This is a genomic window from Pseudomonas sp. LBUM1660 (assembly GCF_059695935.1).
This window is the reverse complement of the sequence record NZ_CP166795.1, coordinates 2,034,677-2,054,084: the sequence shown is the minus strand read 5'-3', so window position 1 is coordinate 2,054,084 and position 19,408 is coordinate 2,034,677. Positions and strand designations below refer to the sequence as shown.

The following is a 19,408-nucleotide window of genomic DNA, read 5'->3' as shown; positions in this document are numbered from 1 at the left end:
CAAGAGATGTTTTTCAGGGGCTAAAAGTCCTTTTTCCTTAGGGGTGAAACACCTTGGCCAAGATTCTAGTGGTTACATCCGGCAAGGGTGGTGTGGGTAAGACCACCACCAGCGCCGCTATCGGTACCGGCCTCGCACTGCGTGGCCACAAAACAGTTATCGTCGACTTCGACGTCGGTTTGCGTAACCTTGACCTGATCATGGGTTGCGAACGCCGCGTGGTGTATGACTTCGTCAACGTGGTCAACGGCGAAGCCAACCTGCAACAAGCACTGATCAAAGACAAACGCCTGGAAAACCTCTACGTCCTGGCCGCCAGTCAGACCCGCGACAAAGACGCGCTGACCGTGGAAGGCGTGGAAAAAGTCCTGATGGCGCTGAAAGAAGACTTCGAATACGTGGTCTGCGACTCCCCTGCCGGCATCGAGAAAGGCGCGCACCTGGCCATGTACTTCGCTGATGAAGCGATTATCGTGACCAACCCGGAAGTGTCCTCGGTACGTGACTCGGACCGCATGCTGGGCCTGCTGGCCAGCAAATCCCGTCGTGCCGAGAACGGCGAAGAGCCGATCAAGGAACACCTGCTGCTGACCCGCTACAACCCTCAACGCGTCAGCGATGGCGAAATGCTCGGCGTCGAAGACGTCAAGGAAATCCTGGCGGTCGCCCTGTTGGGTGTCATTCCGGAATCCCAAGCGGTACTCAAGGCTTCCAACTCGGGCGTGCCCGTGATTCTCGACGACCAGAGTGACGCCGGTCAGGCGTACAGCGATGCGGTCGACCGTCTGCTGGGCAAAACCGTGGAACATCGTTTTCTCGATGTGACGAAGAAGGGCTTCTTCGAGCGCCTGTTTGGAGGTAGATAATGAATCTTTTTGACTTCTTTCGTGCCAGCAAAAAGGTCAGCACCGCGTCGGTAGCGAAAGAGCGTCTACAGATCATCGTGGCGCATGAACGCGGCCAGCGCAGTACGCCGGACTACTTGCCAGCCTTGCAGAAGGAACTGGTGGAAGTGATCCGCAAGTACGTCAATATCGGGTCCGACGACGTGCACGTCGCGCTGGAAAACCAGGGCAGCTGCTCGATTCTGGAACTCAATATCACCCTGCCGGATCGCTAGTCGATCCAGCGGGAGCCACGGCGGCTCAGGCTTTTACGCACTCCGTAGGAGCGAAGCTTGCTCGCGAACACAGGCAACTCGGTGTATCTGATAGACCGAGGTGACGCATTCGCGAGCAAGCTTCGCTCCTACAGAGTGCGGGGCCTGAGTCGCCGTTGGCGTTTGTTACGAGGCTGTTTTAATGCCGTTGTCCAACATCCGCATCATCCATCAGGACTCCGCCGTACTGGTGGTGGATAAACCGACCCTGCTGCTCTCTGTCCCCGGCCGGGCCGATGACAACAAGGACTGCCTGATCACACGCCTGCAAGAAAACGGCTACCCGGAAGCGCGAATCGTCCATCGCCTGGACTGGGAAACGTCCGGCATCATTCTGTTGGCCCGTGACCCGGACACTCATCGCGAGTTGTCTCGGCAATTTCACGACCGCGAAACCGAAAAAGCCTACACCGCCCTGTGCTGGGGACAACCGGAACTGGACAGCGGCAGCATCGACCTGCCCTTGCGCTACGATCCGCCGACCAAGCCACGCCATGTGGTGGACCACGAGTTCGGCAAACACGCCCTGACCTTCTGGCGAGTACTGGAACGTTGTGGCGACTGGTGCCGCGTCGAACTGACGCCGATCACCGGCCGGTCCCATCAGTTGCGCGTGCACATGCTTTCCATCGGCCACCCGCTGCTGGGCGACGGTCTCTACGCCCACGAACAGGCGCTGGCTGCCTGGCCACGCCTGTGCCTGCACGCCAGCATGCTCAGCTTCACCCATCCTCAGACGGGCGAACGCTTGCGTTTCGAATGCCCGGCGCCGTTTTAAGCACTGCCGACACTCAGTCGCCCGTTTTGAAAGGATACCCATCTGGATGCGTTGTACCGATTCCCAGGCAACACCCGTCAAGAAAACCCGACACCAACTGCTCTACCTGGTCTACGGGAACCAGGAGGTTTACCGGCGCGAAGCCAAGTTCAGTATTTTGACCGCGCTGTCACATGCGAAGAACGGTAAGCTCCCGAGCATCCGAATCCTCACGGATCGCCCTCAGGACTACGCCGGCTGGCCGGTCGAAACGGTCACGCTGACCCAGGAAACCCTGACCCTGTGGCAAGGCGAAAACGGCTATCACCATCGTCGCAAGGCCTGCGCGATTGCCGCCGGTCTAAAGTTTGCGGAAAAAACCCTGTTCGTCGACACCGACACGCTGTTCACCAGCGACCCGAACCTGGTCTTCAAACAGATCCAGCCGCAGCACTATGTGATGGATCGCTTCGAGTACAACTGGCAGGACGTGTGTGAACGCCCCGAGTATGTGAAGCTCGGCGGTTGCCTGCACGCTCACGGCGTCACTGCCGACAACGGTTTCAAGCTGTACAACAGCGGATTGTGCGGCGTCACCGACCGCGACAGCGCCCTGTTCGAGGAGTCGATCAAGCTCATCGATGAATGGACCCGGGACGGCTTCGACATCCACACCATCGAACAGATCGCCCTGTCGTTCGCGATGCGCGACAAACCGATTCAGGAGGCGAAAAAATACATCTATCACTACTTCGCGGAAAAACGCTTTTTCCATGCGATGCAGGCGTATTTCTTCTCTCAGCACGGCGAGAGGTTCAGCCAGGAGCTGGTCGAACTGTGCCGGGACGTGCCACGGGTCAAACCCTTCCCATCGGCCTGGCAGCGGCTGAAAATCAAATGGAAGCTGCGCAACCAGAGCGGCGCACTGCGCAAGGTTGGTCGCGATCTGCTCTACGGCAGCGCAGCGCCTGATCACCCGTACTACAAGGCATGCCGACACGAATGGTGGGAATGTGCCTCGCGGGAGATCCTTCGTTGGGACCCGACTCGTCAGAAACAGCTGCTGGAGACTCACCAGAACGGCTGGCCCCAACAACTGCCCAAGCCTGAAAAGCCTAAAGATGAGCGGATTATCATGCAGTACCTGAAAAAGCGGGTAGCGGCTGCCAACTGACGTGACCGGTTCACGTCATGCCCAAAGGCCCCGGCCAATACGTTAAACTCCCGCCCACTGCTGTCTGGAGCTTCTTATGCGCGAAGAGTTGAACCAAGGCCTGATCGACTTCCTCAAGGCCTCCCCTACCCCGTTCCATGCCACTGCCAGCCTTGTTCAGCGTCTGGAAGCGGCGGGTTTTGTGCGCCTTGACGAGCGCGAGCCCTGGACCACCGAAGCCAACGGTCGTTACTACGTCACTCGTAACGACTCGTCGATCGTCGCCATCAAGATGGGACGCCATTCGCCGCTGCATGGCGGCATTCGCCTGGTTGGCGCCCATACCGACAGCCCGTGCCTACGGGTCAAACCCCAGCCGGAACTGCAGCGTCAGGGCTTCTGGCAGCTGGGCGTCGAAGTTTACGGCGGTGCATTGTTGGCCCCGTGGTTCGACCGCGACTTGTCCCTGGCCGGGCGCGTGACGTTCCGCCGCGACGGCAAGGTCGAGAGCCAGTTGATCGACTTCAAGGCGCCGATCGCCACCATCCCGAACCTGGCCATTCACCTCAATCGTGAAGCCAATATGGGTTGGGCCATCAATGCCCAGACCGAACTGCCACCGATCCTCGCGCAATTTGCCGGTGATGAGCGCGTGGACTTCCGCGCCGTGCTCACCAATCAGCTGGCGCTGGAACATGGCCTGAATGCGGACGTGGTGCTCGACTACGAGCTGAGCTTCTACGACACGCAGAGCGCCGCCATTATCGGTCTGCATGGCGACTTCATCGCGGGCGCGCGCCTGGACAACTTGCTGTCGTGCTATGCCGGCCTGCAAGCCTTGCTGACCGCTGAAACCGACGAAACCTGCGTGCTGGTGTGCAACGACCACGAAGAAGTCGGTTCCTGCTCGGCGTGCGGCGCCGATGGTCCGATGCTTGAGCAAACCTTGCGTCGCCTGCTGCCTGAAGGCGACGAATTCGTGCGCACCATTCAGAAGTCCTTGCTGGTCTCGGCCGACAACGCCCACGGCGTGCACCCCAACTATGCGGAAAAGCACGACGCCAACCACGGCCCGAAACTCAACGCCGGCCCGGTAATCAAGGTCAACAGCAACCAGCGCTACGCCACCAACAGCGAAACCGCCGGGTTCTTCCGCCATCTGTGCATGGCCGAAGAAGTGCCGGTGCAAAGCTTCGTGGTGCGCAGCGACATGGGCTGCGGCTCGACCATCGGCCCGATTACCGCCAGCCATCTGGGCGTGCGCACCGTGGACATCGGCCTGCCGACGTTCGCCATGCACTCGATCCGTGAACTGTGCGGCAGCCACGACCTGGCCCACCTGGTCAAAGTGTTGAGCGCGTTCTACGCCTGCCAGGAATTGCCGTAATTACGCGCCAATGAATGGCCGGAATGCTATCTGTGGCGAGGGAGCTTGCTCCCGCTGGGCTGCGCAGCAGTCGCAAAACCAGTGAATGCGGTCTGCCTGAAGGATCGCGATTGCTCGGTTTGGGGCTGCTTCGCAGCCCAGCGGGAGCAAGCTCCCTCGCCACAAGGATCGCGCCGCATCCCTGAATCAGATGTGACTCACATCACCACCGGTCGCCCAAAAGCCACCTAGACTTCAAATATCCTCTCCGACAAGGCAGTCACCCATGATCTCGATGTCTTCATTCCACGCCATGCTGATCCCCATTCTTGCCGGGATGATCATGCTGGCCATCGGCTTCAACTTCCGCGACAAAAACGCCGGTGTGTTCGCCATGTGGATCGGCATGCTGACGATCCTCGCCACCGTGGTTTTCAAGATCCTCGCCAAACTCAACGAATAAATCCTCCCCCTGGCTCGCATTGATTTTGACGGGCTCGTACACTCGGCCGATCTGTTCATCCCGAGGTTGACCGCCTAGTGTTCGCTCGTCTTTTCGCTCTGCCGTGTTTTTTCCTTGTCTGTCTGATGACGCTGCTGCCGATGGCGCCTGCCCAGGCGGTCGGTTTGCCGGGCTTGCTCAACAGTTCGGCCAAGGCCCAGCCAGAAGCGCAAGAGCCGCTGGGCCAATCGCTGGATGAAGTCATCAAGTCGCTGGAGAATGATCAGCAGCGGACCAAACTGCTGGCGGACCTGAAGAAGCTGCGCGACGTCACCAAAAAGGCTCAGCCGGCCGCCGAAGAAGGCGTACTCGGCCTGATCGGCGGCACACTGGCCACCTTCGAAAAACAGTTTTCCGGGGCCGACAGTCCCCTTACGCGCTGGTCCGAAGAGTTTGACCTGGCCAAAGACGAACTGACGGCACTGATGCTGCCAGCCAACGAGTGGCTGCCGATCATCTTTGCCTTCGCCATGATTCTGATGGTCTGGAGCCTGCTGGCCGCAGCGCTGATCTGGGTCAGTCACCGAGTGCGCATGCGCTTCGGCCTGACCGAAGAACTGCCGCAACACCCCAAGGCCCTCGACATGTTGCGCTTCGCCCTGCGCAAACTCGGGCCGTGGCTGATTGCCTTGGTCATGACGGTCTACATGAGCTACGCCCTGCCCTCGTCACTGGGCAAAAGCCTGGCCATGGTGCTGGCCTACGCGCTGGTGGTGGGCACGTGTTTCTCGGCGATCTGCGTGATCGCGTTTTCCGTGCTCGACGGCCCGCATCGCCACCGGGCTTTGTACATCCTGCGACATCAAGCCTTTCGGCCGTTGTGGCTGATCGGCAGTTTCGCCGCGTTCGGTGAAGCGTTGAGCGATCCGCGCCTGGTCGCCGGCCTCGGCAGCCACCTGGCCCACACCGCCGCGACCATAGCCAACGTGCTGGCCGCGCTGTCCACTGGGTTGTTCATCCTGCGCTTCCGCCGGCCGATCGCGCACCTGATCCGTAACCAGCCGTTGTCCCGACGCCTGACGCGCCGCGCGCTCAGCGACACCATCGATATTCTCGGCACCTTCTGGTACGTGCCCGCATTGGTGTTGGTGGCCATCTCGCTGTTCGCCACCTTCGTCTCGGCCGGCGACACCAGCACCGCACTGCGCCAGGCGCTGATCTGCACCGTGCTGCTGGTGTTGTGCATGGTCATCAACGGCCTGGTTCGCCGTCATTCGCTGAAACCGCAACGGGGTGTGAAGCGTCATGCGCTGTATTCGGAACGCCTGAAAAGTTTCTTCTACACCCTCGCCCATCTCCTGGTCTGGCTGGTCTTCATCGAACTGGGCCTGCGGGTCTGGGGCATGTCGTTGATTGCCTTCACAGAAGGCGAAGGCCATGAAGTCAGCGTCAAACTGTTCAGCCTCGCCGGTACGCTGATTTTTGCCTGGCTGATCTGGATCCTCAGCGACACCGCCGTGCACCACGCCCTCACCCGCTCGCGCAAAGGCCTGGCCAACGCCCGCGCACAGACGATGATGCCGCTGATTCGCAACGTGCTGTTCGTGGCGATCTTCATCATTGCGTTGATCGTCGCGCTGGCGAACATGGGAATGAACGTCACGCCACTGCTGGCCGGTGCCGGCGTGATCGGCCTGGCCATCGGTTTCGGTGCGCAGTCGCTGGTTGCGGACTTGATCACCGGCCTGTTCATCATCATCGAAGACTCCCTGGCCATCGACGACTACGTGGACGTCGGCGGCCACCTCGGTACCGTCGAAGGCCTGACCATTCGTACCGTTCGCCTGCGGGACATCGACGGCATCGTGCACACCATTCCGTTCAGCGAAATCAAAAGCATCAAGAACTACTCCCGGGAATTCGGCTACGCGATCTTCCGGGTGGCGGTGCCCGCCAGCATGGACATCGACGAGGCGATCAAACTGATGCGCGAAGTTGGCCAGAAAATGCGCACCGACCCGCTGCAACGGCGCAATATCTGGTCGCCGCTGGAGATTCAGGGGGTCGAGAGTTTCGAGTCGGGTAATGCGATTCTTCGGGCGCGGTTCAAGACGGCTCCGATCAAACAGTGGGAGGTTTCACGGGCGTTCAATCTGTCGCTGAAGCGGCATCTGGATGAAGCGGGGATGGACCTGGCGACGCCGCGGATGAGTGTGCAGGTGATTACAGCCGGAGGTGGGCCGCAGAAGGATGTGTCTGCTACTTGATTCATAGGGTGGCTGTCAGGGCCCCTTCGCGAGCAAGCCCGCTCCCACATTTGAAATCCATTCCAATGTGGGAGCGGGCTTGCTCGCGAAGGGGTCGACGCGATACTCCAGTTAAACCACGCTGACTAAACCACATCAACGCCCACATGAATCGCATCATGCCGCCAAAACTCCAGGTCACAATCGATCAGCCGCTCATGCTGATCGTAGTTGACCCGGGCGATCCGCAATCCCGGGCTCCCCACCGACACCCGTAACGCTGCCGCCGCATCCACCGACAACGCGGTCGGCACGATCTCGAACCGCACCCGCCCGTAATGCAAGTCGTAATGCCTGGCGTACAGCTCGGTGATCGACTGATTCAGATCGAAATCCAGAATCCCCGGAAAGTACTGCGGATTCAGGTAGTGCTCCACGTACAGCACCAGCCGCTCATCAATGCGCCGCGCCCGGCAGATCTGAATCACGCTGGACAACGCCGGCAACTGCAACCACGCGCACACCGCGGCCGAGGCCGGTTGCAACCGCGCCGAAATCACCTCGGTCGACGGCACCCGCCCCTGCGCACTGACCATCGCGTGAAAGTGACTGCGTTGCATCAGGTTGTAAGCAAGGCGCGGTGGCGAGACAAACCAGCCACGGCGCTCCTCCCGATAAATCTGCCCTTGGGCTTCCAGTTGCAACAAGGCTTCACGCACGGTGATACGCGTGGTACCGAACAACTCACTGAGCTTGCGCTCGGCCGGCAGTTTGCTCCCGGGCGCCAACAGGCCATGGTCGAGCTGTTCTTGCAGAACCTGCCCGATGGCTGTCACCGCTTTGGTTGTCTCGATGCGCATCAACGTTACCTATCTGGACTAGACCAGCACTGTTTCGGGGCAGAACCGTGATTCAAACCGGCTCCATCAACTCCCTGCAAGCCTAGGCACTGCTTGTGACTGGCAGATGACAAAGCCGCCGAACGGTTGCACCAGACGCCTGCAAAATCACGGCCAAGTCCTTTCGTATCAGCCCTTTAGCCATGGTCTACGCTTACTCGGAAGCCTGAGCATCACCGCGTAAAAAATAGAGGCCTACCGATCGTCGACATCAAAATGTCATCAGCGGCGCCTAAATTGGCTCAGGTATTGCTGACCTAGACCAACACAACCGCAATCGCAGCGTTGAAAACGCCCAAAGGAGCTTCGGATGAAAAAGCTTTTCCTGGCATCACTGTTAGGCTCGACCATTGCCATGTGCAGCGCCGCCATGGCCGCTGATGATTTGAAAACCCTGGAAGCCGCTGCGAAAGCGGAAGGCGCGGTCAATAGCGTCGGCATGCCCGATGACTGGGCCAACTGGAAAGGCACCTGGGCAGACCTGGCCACAAAATATGGCTTGAAACACATCGACACCGACATGAGCTCGGCGCAGGAAATCGCCAAGTTTGCCGCCGAGAAAGACAATGCCAGCGCCGACATCGGCGACGTTGGTGCAGCCTTCGGCCCGATCGCGGTCAAACAAGGCGTGGTGCAACCCTACAAGCCAAGCACCTGGGACCAGGTCCCGGACTGGGCCAAAGACAAGGACGGCAACTGGGCGCTGGCGTACACCGGCACCATCGCGTTCATCATCAACAAGAAGCTGTTGCACGGCTCCGAAGCTCCGACCAAGTGGGCGGATCTGAAAACCGGTAAATACAAGGTGTCCATCGGTGACGTGAGCACCGCCGCCCAGGCCGCCAACGGTGTACTGGCTGCGGCACTGGCCAACGGTGGCGACGAGAAGAACCTGCAGCCAGCGCTGTTGCTGTTCGCAGATATCGCCAAGCAGGGCCGCCTGTCCATGGCCAACCCGACCATCGCCACGATGGAAAAGGGTGAAATCGAAGTCGGCGTGGTCTGGGACTTCAACGGCCTGAGCTACAAAGCCAAGATGGCGAACCCGGACGATTACGTGGTGCTGATCCCCTCCGACGGCTCGGTGATTTCCGGTTACACCACCATCATCAACAAATACGCGAAGAACCCGAACGCCGCCAAGCTGACCCGCGAATACATCTTCAGCGATGCCGGTCAGATCAACCTGGCGAAAGGCAATGCCCGTCCAATCCGCGCCGATCACATCAAGCTGCCGGCCGACGTCCAGGCCAAGCTGCTGCCTAACGAGCAGTACAAAAAGGTCACGCCGATCAAAGACGCGGATGCGTGGGAAAAGACTTCCAAGGCCCTGCCTCAGAAGTGGAACGAAGAAGTCCTCGTCGAGATGAAGTAATGCTGTAGCACAAACACTGGAGAACCAATGTGGGAGCGGGCTTGCTCGCGAAGGCGGTTTCACATTCAACACATGTGTTGACTGACAGGCCGCCTTCGCGAGCAAGCCCGCTCCCACACTGGACCGTGTGAAGTTTAAGTTTTTCGAATATCTGTTTCACGGAGTCCCGCCCCTATGAAGCACAACGTCATCCTTGTCGTGCTCGACGGCCTCAACTATGAAGTCGCGCGCCACGCCTTGGGGCACCTGCAGGCTTACGTCGGCGCAGGACGCGCGGCACTCTACAAACTGGAGTGCGAACTGCCGGCCCTGTCCCGACCGCTTTACGAATGTATCCTCACCGGCGTCCCGCCCATCGAAAGCGGCATCGTCCACAACAACGTTTCGCGCCTGTCCAACCAGCGCAGCATTTATCACTACGCCACGGATGCTGGCCTGACGACTGCAGCCGCGGCCTATCACTGGGTCAGCGAGTTGTATAACCGCTCGCCGTTCGTGGCCGCCCGGGATCGTCACACCGACAGCCCCGACCTGCCGATCCAGCACGGTCACTTCTACTGGAACGATCACTACCCGGATTCGCACCTGTTCGCCGACGCCGAAAACCTGCGTCTACGCCATGCGCCCAACTTTTTGTTGATCCACCCCATGAACATCGACGACGCCGGGCACAAGCACGGCCTCGACACCCCGCAATACCGCAACAGCGCCCGCTCGGTGGACATTATTCTGGCCGACTACCTGCAAACCTGGCTTGACGCCGGTTATCAGGTGCTGGTGACCGCTGACCACGGCATGAACAACGACCGCTCGCACAACGGCCTGCTGCCGGAAGAACGCGAAGTACCGCTGTTTGTTCTGGGCGATGCCTTCAGCTTCAACACCAGCGCCGCGCCAAAACAGACGGACATCTGCGGCACGGTCTGCGAACTGCTGGGCGTGGCCCACGACAAACCTGTCTGCCGGGAGCTGCTCAAGTGAACGCCATGAACCGTGGTAAATGGCTGGCCGCCTTGTGCCTGGTACCTTTCGCTTTGTTTTTTATCGTGTTCGAGATCGCGCCGCTGGTCTGGGTAATGATCAACAGCCTGCAATCGGAAGAGTTCGGTTGGGGCCTGGCCAACTTCAGCAAAATCTTCAATTCGAAATTCTATTTGCAGGCGATCCAGTACAGCCTCGAGATCAGTTTCTGGTCCAGCGTATTCGGCATCATCATCGCGGTGCTCGGCGCCTATTCCCTGCGCCGGGTTGACTCGAAAATGCGCAACTTCGTCAACGCCTTCGCCAACATGACCAGCAACTTCGCCGGCGTGCCGCTGGCCTTCGCGTTCATCATTTTGCTGGGGTTCAACGGCAGCTTCACCATCATGCTCAAGCAGGCTGGGATCATTCAGGACTTCAACCTGTATTCGAAAACCGGGCTGATCATTCTCTACACCTACTTCCAGATTCCATTGGGCGTGCTGCTGCTCTACCCGGCTTTCGACGCCTTGCGCGAAGACTGGCGTGAGTCGGCCGAGTTGCTTGGCGCCAGCGGCTGGCAATTCTGGCGCCACATCGGTTTGCCGGTGCTGACCCCTGCGTTGTTGGGCACTTTCGTGATCTTGCTGGCCAACGCTCTTGGCGCCTACGCCACGGTCTACGCGCTGACCACCGGCAACTTCAACGTGCTGCCGATCCGCATCGCGGCGATGGTGTCCGGCGACATTTCCCTGGATCCGAACCTGGCCAGCGCCCTGGCCGTGGTGCTCGTGGCGTTGATGACCCTGGTGACCATCGTGCATCAGCTGCTGTTGAAGAGGAGCTACCATGTCTCGCGCTGAACTGGGCCCCGTCGGTGTCTATCACCGGGTGGTGGTGTACGTGCTGTTTGCCATTCTGTTGTTGCCGCTGGCCGGGACGTTGATTTACTCGATCGCCAGCAGCTGGTCGGCGACCATTCTGCCCAGCGGCTTTACCTTCAAGTGGTACATCCAGCTGTGGAGCGATCCGCGCTTCCTGCATGCCTTCGGGCAGTCGCTGCTGGTCTGCGTCGGCGCGTTGATTCTGTCGGTGGTGCTGATTCTGCCGCTGCTGTTCGTGGTGCATTACCACTTCCCCAAACTCGATGCGCTGATGAACATCCTGATCCTGCTGCCCTTCGCGGTGCCGCCGGTGGTGTCCTCGGTGGGGCTGTTGCAGCTCTACGGTTCCGGGCCGTTTGCGATGGTCGGTACACCGTGGATTCTGATCGGCTGCTACTTCACCATCGCGCTGCCGTTCATGTACCGGGCGATCACCAATAACCTGCAAGCGATCAACCTGCGCGACCTGATGGACGCCGCGCAACTGCTCGGCGCCAGCACCTGGCAAGCCGCGTTCCTGGTGGTACTGCCGAACCTTCGCAAGGGTTTGATGGTGGCGTTACTGCTGTCATTCTCGTTCCTGTTCGGTGAATTCGTGTTCGCCAACATCCTGGTCGGCACCCGCTACGAAACCCTGCAGGTCTACCTCAACAACATGCGTAACAGCAGCGGCCACTTCACCAGTGCGCTGGTGATCTCCTATTTCTTCTTTGTGCTGGTTCTGACCTGGGCGGCCAATATCTTGAACAAGGACAAAAGCGAATGAGCTATGTCAGCGTCCAACACCTTCAGAAAAACTACGCGGGCACCACGGTGTTCAGCGACATCAACTGCGAAATCCAGAAAGGTGAATTCGTCACCCTCCTTGGCCCGTCCGGTTGCGGCAAGTCCACTCTTTTGCGTTGCATCGCCGGCCTGACGTCGGTGGATGGCGGCAAGATTCTGCTGGAGGGCGTCGATCTGGTTCCGATGAGCCCACAAAAACGCGGAATCGGCATGGTGTTCCAGAGTTATGCACTGTTCCCCAACATGACCGTGGAGCAGAACATCGCCTTTGGTTTGCGCATGCAAAAGGTCAATACCGACGACAGCCAGAAGCGTGTCGCCGAAGTGTTGAAACTGGTTGAGCTCAATGACTTCGCCGCCCGTTATCCGCATCAACTGTCAGGCGGCCAATGCCAGCGCGTAGCCCTCGCCCGCTCACTGGTCACCCGTCCACGGCTGCTGTTGCTGGACGAACCGCTGTCAGCCCTCGACGCGCGGATTCGCAAGCACTTGCGCGAACAGATCCGTCAGATCCAGCGCGAACTCGGCTTGACCACGATTTTCGTCACACACGATCAGGAAGAAGCGCTGACCATGTCTGACCGGATTTTCCTGATGAATCAGGGAAAGATCGTACAGAGCGGCGACGCCGAAACCCTCTACACCGCGCCCGTGGATGTGTTTGCCGCCGGCTTCATCGGCAACTACAACTTGCTGGACGCCGACAACGCCTCGAAACTGCTGCAACGGCCGATCAACCATCGCATCGCGATTCGCCCGGAAGCCATCGAGCTGAGCCTCAATGGCGAGCTTGACGCACAAGTGCGCAGCCACAGCTTGCTGGGCAACGTGATTCGTTATCGGATCGAAGCCCGGGGCGTGGAATTGGTGGTGGATGTCCTGAACCGCTCGGCGGCAGATCTGCACCCCGATGGTCAGCGCCTGGCACTTTCCATCGATCCGACTGCCCTGTGTGAGGTAGCCTGATGCCTTTGTTGATGTCGAAGAGAGAACTGCACTGATGGCCCTGGCAATTTTTGATCTGGACGAAACCCTGATCCACGGCGACTGCGCCACCCTCTGGAGCGAGCAAATGGGCCGCCTGGGCTGGGTCGATCCCGAGTCGTTCATGCGTCAGAACAACGAATTGATGGACGCTTACAGCCACGGCAAGCTGCGGATGGAGGACTACATGACCTTCAGCCTGGAGCCGATGATCGGCCGCACACCGGAAGAGGTCGACCATTTGGTCGGGCCCTGGGTGGAAGATTTCATCGAGCCGATCATTTTCAGTGACGCCACCAAAGCCATCGCCGCCCATCGCAAGGCCGGCGACCGGATTCTGGTGATCTCGGCGTCGGGCACACATTTGGTCAGGCCGATTGCCGACCGTTTGGGCATCGACGAGATTCTCGGCATCGAACTGGAAGTGGCGCACGGCGTTTACAGCGGCCACACCGTCGGCACCCTGACCTACCGCGAAGGCAAGATCACCCGGCTGCTGGAGTGGCTGGATGCGGAAGAGGAAAACCTGGAAGGCGCGAGTTTCTATTCCGACTCGCGTAACGATTTACCGCTGCTATTGAAGGTGGATTTCCCACACGTGGTAAACCCGGATCCGGTCCTGCTCGAGCACGCCGAAAAAGCCGGCTGGCCAATCCATATCTGGAAGTAACCGATCCCCCTGTAGGAGCGAGGCTCGCCCGCGAAGAACGATAACGCGGTCTCACTGGTAAACCGCGTCGCCTCATTCGCGGGCAAGTCGGATCGCCGCCCGCTCGCTCCTACAGATTCAGTGTGTCCTTCAGGTCAGACTTGGGTCGATGATCAGGACCAACTTCCCCGCCACCTTATTACTCGCCAACTCCGCAAACGCCGCTTCGGCGTCCTTGATCGGGTAGGTCTTCGCCAACTGCGGACTCAACCGCCCCTCAGCAAACAACGGCCACACATGCTGGCTCAAATCACTGAGCAAATCTGCTTTGAACTGCTCATCGCGACTGCGCAAGGTCGAGCCCAGCAGTTGCACGCGCTTGGCCAGAACCTGCGCCAGATCCAGGTTTGCCTCACGCCCCCCCATCAAACCGATCAGCACCCAGCGACCATCCAAAGCCAGCATTTTCAGATTCAGCGCAGCGTAGTTGCCACCGACCGGATCGAGAATCACGTCGAACGGCCCCAGATCCCGCAAACTGTCGAGGACGCCCGAGCGCACCACACCGCCCTGCGCACCCAACGCTTCGCAATAAGCCAGACGCTCGGCGGAGCCGACGCTGACCCAGCACGGGTTGCCAAAGGCCTTGCACAGCTGAATGGCCGCTGAACCGATTCCACTTGCTCCGGCGTGCAGTAGAACTTTCTCACCTGGTTTGAGCGCAGCCAGTTGAAACAAATTCAGCCAAACGGTCGCGTACACTTCCGGCAGCGCTGCCGCCTCAGCCAGGGACAAACCTTCGGGAACCGGCAACACATGCCGTCCGTCGACAACTACCTCCTCGGCCATCCCACCCCCGGCCAGCAAGGCGCAGACTCGATCGCCGACCTGCCAGGACGAGCCCGGGCCGACCTCGCTGATCACCCCTGAACACTCAAGACCCAGTACCTGACTGGCTCCCGGCGGTGGCGGATAAAGCCCTGCTTTCTGTAACAAATCGGCGCGATTGAGGCCTGCTGCCGCCACTCGAATCCGAACTTGTCCTACATCGCATGTAGGACTGGGCTCTTCAACCCACTCCACTTGACCTTCCACGCCTTGCAATGCTTTCACAGTGCCTCCATAGTGAGTCTGGACTGAGCCCGTAGCTGTAGCGCCGGGCTTTCTTGCATTATGTGACCGGCCCTTTGTGGAACCGGCGACTTCAAAGACGGCCTAATATGCGTGATCAATTGTCCCCGCGTCGAATCAGCATGAAGCATTTTTTCCCCAGCACCGCCCTAGCCCTATTCATTGGTATCGGCCTGTTGCCGATGTCGAGCAATACATTCGCAGCCAATAGCTGGGACAAGCTTCAGCCTGATCGTGACGAAGTGATCGCCAGCCTGAACGTCGTCGAACTGCTCAAGCGCCATCACTACAGCAAGCCGCCGCTCGATGACGCGCGCTCCGTGATCATCTATGACAGCTACCTCAAGCTGCTGGATCCGTCGCGCAGCTACTTCATGGCCAGCGACATTGCCGAATTCGACAAGTGGAAGACCCAGTTCGACGATTTCCTCAAAAGCGGCGACCTCAACGCCGGGTTCACCATCTACAAGCGCTACCTGGACCGCGTCAAAGCACGTCTGGACTTCGCCCTTGCCGAGTTGAACAAAGGCGTCGACAAAATCGACTTCAACACCAAGGAATCCTTGCTGATCGATCGCAAGGACGCCCCTTGGCTCAAGTCCACCGCCGAACTCGATGACCTGTGGCGCAAACGCGTCAAGGACGAAGTCCTGCGGCAGAAAATCGCGGGCAAGGACTCCAAGCAGATTCAGGAAACCCTGACCAAGCGCTACAAAAACCAGTTGGCGCGCCTGGACCAGACTCGTGCGGAAGACATCTTCCAGGCGTACATCAACACCTTCGCCATGTCCTACGACCCGCACACCAACTATCTGTCGCCGGATAACGCGGAAAACTTCGACATCAACATGAGCCTGTCCCTCGAGGGCATCGGCGCCGTGTTGCAGAGCGATAACGATCAGGTAAAAGTCGTGCGCCTGGTGCCTGCCGGCCCGGCCGACAAGACCAAACAGGTTGCACCGGCCGACAAGATCATCGGCGTTGCCCAAGGCAACAAAGAGATGGTCGACGTGGTTGGCTGGCGTCTGGACGAAGTGGTCAAGCTGATCCGTGGTCCGAAAGGCACCGTGGTGCGCCTGGAAGTGATTCCGGCCAGCAATGCGCCGAACGATCAGACCAGCAAAATCGTGCCGATCACCCGTGAAGCGGTGAAGCTTGAAGACCAGGCGGTGAAGAAGTCGGTCCTCAACCTGAAACAGGACGGCAAGGACTACAAGCTCGGCGTCATCGAGATCCCGGCTTTCTACCTCGACTTCAAGGCGTTCCGTGCTGGCGATCCGGATTACAAGAGCACCACTCGCGACGTCAAGAAACTGCTGACCGAGTTGCAGAAAGAGAAAGTCGACGGCGTGGTCATCGACTTGCGCAACAACGGCGGCGGCTCCCTGCAGGAAGCCACCGAGCTGACCAGTCTGTTCATCGACAAAGGTCCGACCGTACTGGTGCGTAACGCCGACGGCCGGGTCGATGTACTTGAAGATGAAAACCCGGGCGCGTTCTACAAAGGCCCGATGGCGTTGCTGGTTAACCGCTTGTCCGCCTCGGCTTCGGAGATTTTTGCCGGTGCCATGCAGGACTACCACCGCGCGCTGATCATCGGCGGACAGACCTTCGGTAAAGGCACCGTGCAGACCATTCAGCCGCTGAACCATGGCGAACTGAAACTGACACTGGCCAAGTTCTACCGGGTTTCCGGCCAGAGCACCCAGCATCAGGGCGTACTGCCGGACATCGATTACCCGTCGATCATCGACACCAAGGAAATCGGCGAAAGCGCCCTGCCGGAAGCCATGCCGTGGGACACCATCCGCGCGGCCATCAAGCCGGCGGTCGACCCGTTCAAGCCGTACATTGCGCAGCTCAAGTCCGAGCATGACGTGCGCTCGGCCAAGGATGCGGAGTTCGTGTTCATCCGCGACAAGCTGGCCTTGGCCCAGAAGCTGATGGCGGAAAAAACCGTCAGCCTCAACGAAACCGATCGTCGTGCGCAACACGCCGATATCGAAGCCAAGCAACTGGTGATGGAAAACATCCGTCGCAAGGCCAAGGGCGAAGAGCCGCTCAAAGAGCTGAAGAAAGAAGACGAAGACGCGATCGCGGCCGAGCCGGACAAGACCAAGCCAGAAGACGATGCCTACTTGAGCGAGACCGGGCGGATTCTGCTGGATTACTTGAAACTCAACACCGCGGTAGCCAAGCACTAAAAATGGTGGCAATTTAATGCTGACGCTCTCCGGAGCGTCATCATACAGTCATCATTCTGTCGTGAAATAAAGGACTGGGAGCTCTTGGCTCCCAGTCCTTTTTTTATCGCCAGAGATTGCCATGACCACGACAGAACAGCTGAGTGCCTTGAGTTCCATACTGGCTCAAAGCGGCTTGCACAGCCTGTTCCAGCCGTTCATTTCCCTCTCTGAGCGACGCATTGTCGGCTACGAAGCCCTCACCCGCGGCCCATCAAACAGCCCGCTGCACTCCCCCATCGCGTTGTTCGCGGTCGCCCGCCAGGCCGGTCGCTTGAGCGAGCTGGAAATCGCCTGCCGTGAAAGTGCCTGCCGACGCTTCAATGAACAACAACTGCCGGGCAAACTGTTTCTTAACGTCTCTCCGGAATCCTTGCTGGAAGCCGCTCATCAACCGGGACGGACCCTGCAATTGCTGCAGGACTTCGGCATACCGCCGAGCCAGGTGGTGATCGAACTCACCGAACAGACCCCAACCGACGATTTCCAGTTACTGCAAAACGCCCTGCATCACTACCGGGCGATGGGATTTTCCATTGCGCTGGATGATCTGGGCGCGGGCTACTCGAGTTTGCGCTTGTGGTCCGAGCTGCGTCCGGACTACGTGAAGATCGACCGGCATTTCATCGACGGCATTCATCAGGATGCGCTCAAGCGTGAGTTCGTCGGCTCGATCCTGCAAATCGCCAAAGCCTCGCGGGCGCAAGTGATCGCCGAAGGGATCGAACTGCCGGAAGAGCTCGCGGTGCTGACGGAGATGGGCGTCGATCTGGTGCAAGGCTACTTGCTGTGTCGGCCTCAAGAGCATCCACCTCGCGAGGCGCGATCCTTGATGCCCAAACACGACAGCACCGCCGTGGCGCTCAATGATGAAGGCAGCGACCTCAGCGCCTTGCTCAACGACCAACCGGCCGTGGCACGGGACACACCGACGGCCACAGTGCTGGAAGCCTTCCGCCGCCAGGCCAACCTGAACTCACTGGCGGTGCTCGACGAGCAAGGCCATCCTTGCGGCATCGTCCATCGGCATTCGCTCTCAGACGCGTTGCTCAAGCCCTTTGCTACCGACCTGTTTGCACGCAAGCCCATCAGCCGCTTGATGAACGACGACTTCCTCGCCGTGGAGATGAGCCAGTCGCTGCAACAAGTCAGTCGCTTGATCACCAGCCGCGCGCGGCAGCGCATCGAGGAGGACTTCATCATCACCCTCAACGGTGGCTATCTGGGCCTGGGCCGGGTGATCGATGTACTCAAGCTGATTACCGAACTGAAAATCCAGCAGGCCCGCTACGCCAACCCGCTGACCCTGTTGCCGGGCAACGTACCCATCCAGCAATGCCTGACGCGGCTGCTGCAACAGGAGCGGGAATCGGTGATCTGTTACGTCGACATCGACAGTTTCAAACCCTTCAACGACATCTATGGCTATGGCCGTGGGGACGAAGTCCTGCTGTGTCTGGCGCAATGCCTGAACGATCGCGTCGATCCGTCCCGCGACTTCGTCGGTCATATCGGCGGCGACGACTTCCTGCTGGTGCTCGGCCCGGAAGACTGGCGCAAACGGTTGAATCAGTTGCTGGACGACTTCCAGAGCCAGTGCCGGCGCTTCTACCGCAGCGAACACTTGGAAGCCGGCTGCTTTATCGCGCCGAATCGCCAGGGCGTGCGGCAGGAGTTTCCACTGTTGTCATTGTCGATCGGCGTGGTGCATTTGCATCCACAGGCCTGTGGACAACTCGATGCGAGCCAGTTGGCGGAGATGGCTTCGCAGGCCAAGCATCATGCGAAGAACGTGGCGGGGTATAGCGTGCATGTGATTGACAGTTTGGCGGTGCCGGTGGTCGAAGAAACCTTGATTGCCGGGCATCGCTAATCCTGCTTTTGTGGCGAGGGAGCTTGCTCCCTCGCCACAAATCAGCGCAAGACGCTACTCCGGCGACATTGCGCCCAACCGCCGCCCAACCACATCCAGCACATCACAGCCATCACGCAACGGAATGGCGCAGAGCAACGCGAAGTCGCTGAGAATCATCGAATCGCACTCAATCGAACCGCGCATGGACAGGTTCTCCAGTACTTGGGTTACAGCTCGGATTCGGTAGCGGGCGGCGTCGGTCAGAATATCGAGCGGCGCGTGGGTGTCGACGAACAAGGTCGGCATGTCGCTGCAGTTGCTGGTCAGCGCCATGAAGCGGTTGTCGGGATGAGGCGTTAGAGGGGTGTAAGGCGGATCTGGCGTAAGCGTTTTCATTGTTTTACTTCCTAACGTATGGATTGGAGCCGCCAGAAATCACTTCCACGCAATAGGTGGCGGCTGAACGCGGGTGTGGAAGACCGAGACGTTAGGCACTCGGCGCACTCGAAAGCGCCCCGC

18 protein-coding genes are annotated in these 19,408 nt (G+C 59.4%); 15 read left to right on the top strand and 3 right to left on the bottom strand.

Translation table 11 applies throughout. The features are described from left to right. The first annotated feature begins 53 nt into the window (after positions 1–53). The 7 genes from minD to ACA068_RS09650 all read left to right on the top strand — a co-directional run bounded on the left by minD (position 54) and on the right by ACA068_RS09650 (position 7,144). Complete coding sequence (gene minD / locus ACA068_RS09680) at positions 54–866, top strand: septum site-determining protein MinD (protein WP_090181772.1); 813 nt, start codon at positions 54–56, stop codon at positions 864–866. Further along, positions 866–1,120: a cell division topological specificity factor MinE gene (gene minE / locus ACA068_RS09675; protein ID WP_007898843.1), complete on the top strand. Its 255-nt coding sequence runs from the start codon at positions 866–868 to the stop codon at positions 1,118–1,120. The genes minD and minE overlap by 1 nt, the downstream gene beginning before the upstream one ends. Before the next feature lie 181 nt (positions 1,121–1,301). Next, positions 1,302–1,937, top strand: a complete 636-nt coding sequence (locus ACA068_RS09670) for an RluA family pseudouridine synthase (RefSeq protein ID WP_497309389.1) — start codon at positions 1,302–1,304, stop codon at positions 1,935–1,937. A gap of 46 nt (positions 1,938–1,983) precedes the next feature. Further along, entirely contained in the window at positions 1,984–3,090 is a 1,107-nt protein-coding gene (locus ACA068_RS09665) for a hypothetical protein (protein WP_497309387.1), read from the top strand. 76 nt (positions 3,091–3,166) lie between these two features. Next, positions 3,167–4,456 (top strand): M18 family aminopeptidase, encoded by a 1,290-nt coding sequence (locus tag ACA068_RS09660; RefSeq protein ID WP_027922480.1) that lies wholly within the window; start codon positions 3,167–3,169, stop codon positions 4,454–4,456. Positions 4,457–4,721: 265 nt separating this feature from the next. After that, positions 4,722–4,898: a hypothetical protein gene (locus ACA068_RS09655; RefSeq protein ID WP_178082289.1), complete on the top strand. Its 177-nt coding sequence runs from the start codon at positions 4,722–4,724 to the stop codon at positions 4,896–4,898. Positions 4,899–4,975: 77 nt separating this feature from the next. Next, the gene (locus tag ACA068_RS09650) at positions 4,976–7,144 is read left to right on the top strand and encodes a mechanosensitive ion channel family protein (RefSeq protein ID WP_497309385.1); all 2,169 of its coding nucleotides are present in this window, start codon (positions 4,976–4,978) and stop codon (positions 7,142–7,144) included. 125 nt (positions 7,145–7,269) lie between these two features. Here the strand turns inward: ACA068_RS09650 and ACA068_RS09645 are convergent, their stop codons facing one another. Beyond that, positions 7,270–7,983, bottom strand: a complete 714-nt coding sequence (locus ACA068_RS09645) for a UTRA domain-containing protein (protein WP_010456716.1) — start codon at positions 7,981–7,983, stop codon at positions 7,270–7,272. A 349-nt stretch (positions 7,984–8,332) separates the two neighbouring features. Here ACA068_RS09645 and ACA068_RS09640 point away from each other — a divergent pair, with 349 nt between their 5' ends. The 6 genes from ACA068_RS09640 to ACA068_RS09615 all read left to right on the top strand — a co-directional run bounded on the left by ACA068_RS09640 (position 8,333) and on the right by ACA068_RS09615 (position 13,681). After that, complete coding sequence (locus tag ACA068_RS09640; protein ID WP_497309383.1) at positions 8,333–9,397, top strand: ABC transporter substrate-binding protein; 1,065 nt, start codon at positions 8,333–8,335, stop codon at positions 9,395–9,397. 174 nt (positions 9,398–9,571) lie between these two features. After that, a complete protein-coding gene (locus ACA068_RS09635; RefSeq protein WP_497309381.1) occupies positions 9,572–10,378 on the top strand; it encodes an alkaline phosphatase family protein in 807 nt (268 codons plus the stop codon). 5 nt (positions 10,379–10,383) lie between these two features. After that, entirely contained in the window at positions 10,384–11,220 is an 837-nt protein-coding gene (locus tag ACA068_RS09630; RefSeq protein WP_497309379.1) for an ABC transporter permease, read from the top strand. Further along, complete coding sequence (locus ACA068_RS09625; RefSeq protein WP_403100910.1) at positions 11,207–12,007, top strand: ABC transporter permease; 801 nt, start codon at positions 11,207–11,209, stop codon at positions 12,005–12,007. Before ACA068_RS09630 ends, ACA068_RS09625 begins: the two co-directional genes overlap by 14 nt. Next, positions 12,004–12,993, top strand: coding sequence for an ABC transporter ATP-binding protein (locus ACA068_RS09620; protein ID WP_497309378.1), 990 nt, complete (start codon positions 12,004–12,006; stop codon positions 12,991–12,993). The genes ACA068_RS09625 and ACA068_RS09620 overlap by 4 nt, the downstream gene beginning before the upstream one ends. Before the next feature lie 34 nt (positions 12,994–13,027). Then, positions 13,028–13,681, top strand: coding sequence for an HAD family hydrolase (locus tag ACA068_RS09615; protein ID WP_497309376.1), 654 nt, complete (start codon positions 13,028–13,030; stop codon positions 13,679–13,681). 129 nt (positions 13,682–13,810) lie between these two features. On the opposite strand, the gene ACA068_RS09610 is transcribed toward ACA068_RS09615, so the two are convergent. Next, positions 13,811–14,773 (bottom strand): zinc-binding dehydrogenase, encoded by a 963-nt coding sequence (locus ACA068_RS09610; RefSeq protein ID WP_497309374.1) that lies wholly within the window; start codon positions 14,771–14,773, stop codon positions 13,811–13,813. A 140-nt stretch (positions 14,774–14,913) separates the two neighbouring features. Here ACA068_RS09610 and ACA068_RS09605 point away from each other — a divergent pair, with 140 nt between their 5' ends. Both ACA068_RS09605 and ACA068_RS09600 read left to right on the top strand, forming a co-directional pair. Continuing rightward, complete coding sequence (locus ACA068_RS09605) at positions 14,914–16,995, top strand: carboxy terminal-processing peptidase (RefSeq protein WP_497310560.1); 2,082 nt, start codon at positions 14,914–14,916, stop codon at positions 16,993–16,995. Positions 16,996–17,116: 121 nt separating this feature from the next. After that, a complete protein-coding gene (locus tag ACA068_RS09600; RefSeq protein ID WP_497309372.1) occupies positions 17,117–18,907 on the top strand; it encodes a bifunctional diguanylate cyclase/phosphodiesterase in 1,791 nt (596 codons plus the stop codon). A 54-nt stretch (positions 18,908–18,961) separates the two neighbouring features. Here the strand turns inward: ACA068_RS09600 and ACA068_RS09595 are convergent, their stop codons facing one another. Continuing rightward, positions 18,962–19,285 (bottom strand): hypothetical protein, encoded by a 324-nt coding sequence (locus ACA068_RS09595; protein WP_497309370.1) that lies wholly within the window; start codon positions 19,283–19,285, stop codon positions 18,962–18,964. Between the last annotated feature and the right edge of the window lie 123 nt (positions 19,286–19,408).

Bases quoted from the DNA above. Each gene is read 5' to 3' on its own strand.
- ACA068_RS09645 (WP_010456716.1), bottom strand. From the start codon at position 7,983: ATGCGCATCGAGACAACCAAAGCGGTGACAGCCATCGGGCAGGTTCTG.
- ACA068_RS09670 (WP_497309389.1), top strand. From the start codon at position 1,302: ATGCCGTTGTCCAACATCCGCATCATCCATCAGGACTCCGCCGTACTG.
- ACA068_RS09655 (WP_178082289.1), top strand. From the start codon at position 4,722: ATGATCTCGATGTCTTCATTCCACGCCATGCTGATCCCCATTCTTGCC.
- ACA068_RS09665 (WP_497309387.1), top strand. From the start codon at position 1,984: ATGCGTTGTACCGATTCCCAGGCAACACCCGTCAAGAAAACCCGACAC.
- ACA068_RS09595 (WP_497309370.1), bottom strand. From the start codon at position 19,285: ATGAAAACGCTTACGCCAGATCCGCCTTACACCCCTCTAACGCCTCAT.
- ACA068_RS09625 (WP_403100910.1), top strand. From the start codon at position 11,207: ATGTCTCGCGCTGAACTGGGCCCCGTCGGTGTCTATCACCGGGTGGTG.
- ACA068_RS09605 (WP_497310560.1), top strand. From the start codon at position 14,914: ATGAAGCATTTTTTCCCCAGCACCGCCCTAGCCCTATTCATTGGTATC.
- ACA068_RS09640 (WP_497309383.1), top strand. From the start codon at position 8,333: ATGAAAAAGCTTTTCCTGGCATCACTGTTAGGCTCGACCATTGCCATG.
- ACA068_RS09635 (WP_497309381.1), top strand. From the start codon at position 9,572: ATGAAGCACAACGTCATCCTTGTCGTGCTCGACGGCCTCAACTATGAA.
- ACA068_RS09660 (WP_027922480.1), top strand. From the start codon at position 3,167: ATGCGCGAAGAGTTGAACCAAGGCCTGATCGACTTCCTCAAGGCCTCC.
- ACA068_RS09600 (WP_497309372.1), top strand. From the start codon at position 17,117: ATGACCACGACAGAACAGCTGAGTGCCTTGAGTTCCATACTGGCTCAA.
- ACA068_RS09630 (WP_497309379.1), top strand. From the start codon at position 10,384: ATGAACCGTGGTAAATGGCTGGCCGCCTTGTGCCTGGTACCTTTCGCT.
- ACA068_RS09620 (WP_497309378.1), top strand. From the start codon at position 12,004: ATGAGCTATGTCAGCGTCCAACACCTTCAGAAAAACTACGCGGGCACC.
- minE (WP_007898843.1), top strand. From the start codon at position 866: ATGAATCTTTTTGACTTCTTTCGTGCCAGCAAAAAGGTCAGCACCGCG.
- ACA068_RS09615 (WP_497309376.1), top strand. From the start codon at position 13,028: ATGGCCCTGGCAATTTTTGATCTGGACGAAACCCTGATCCACGGCGAC.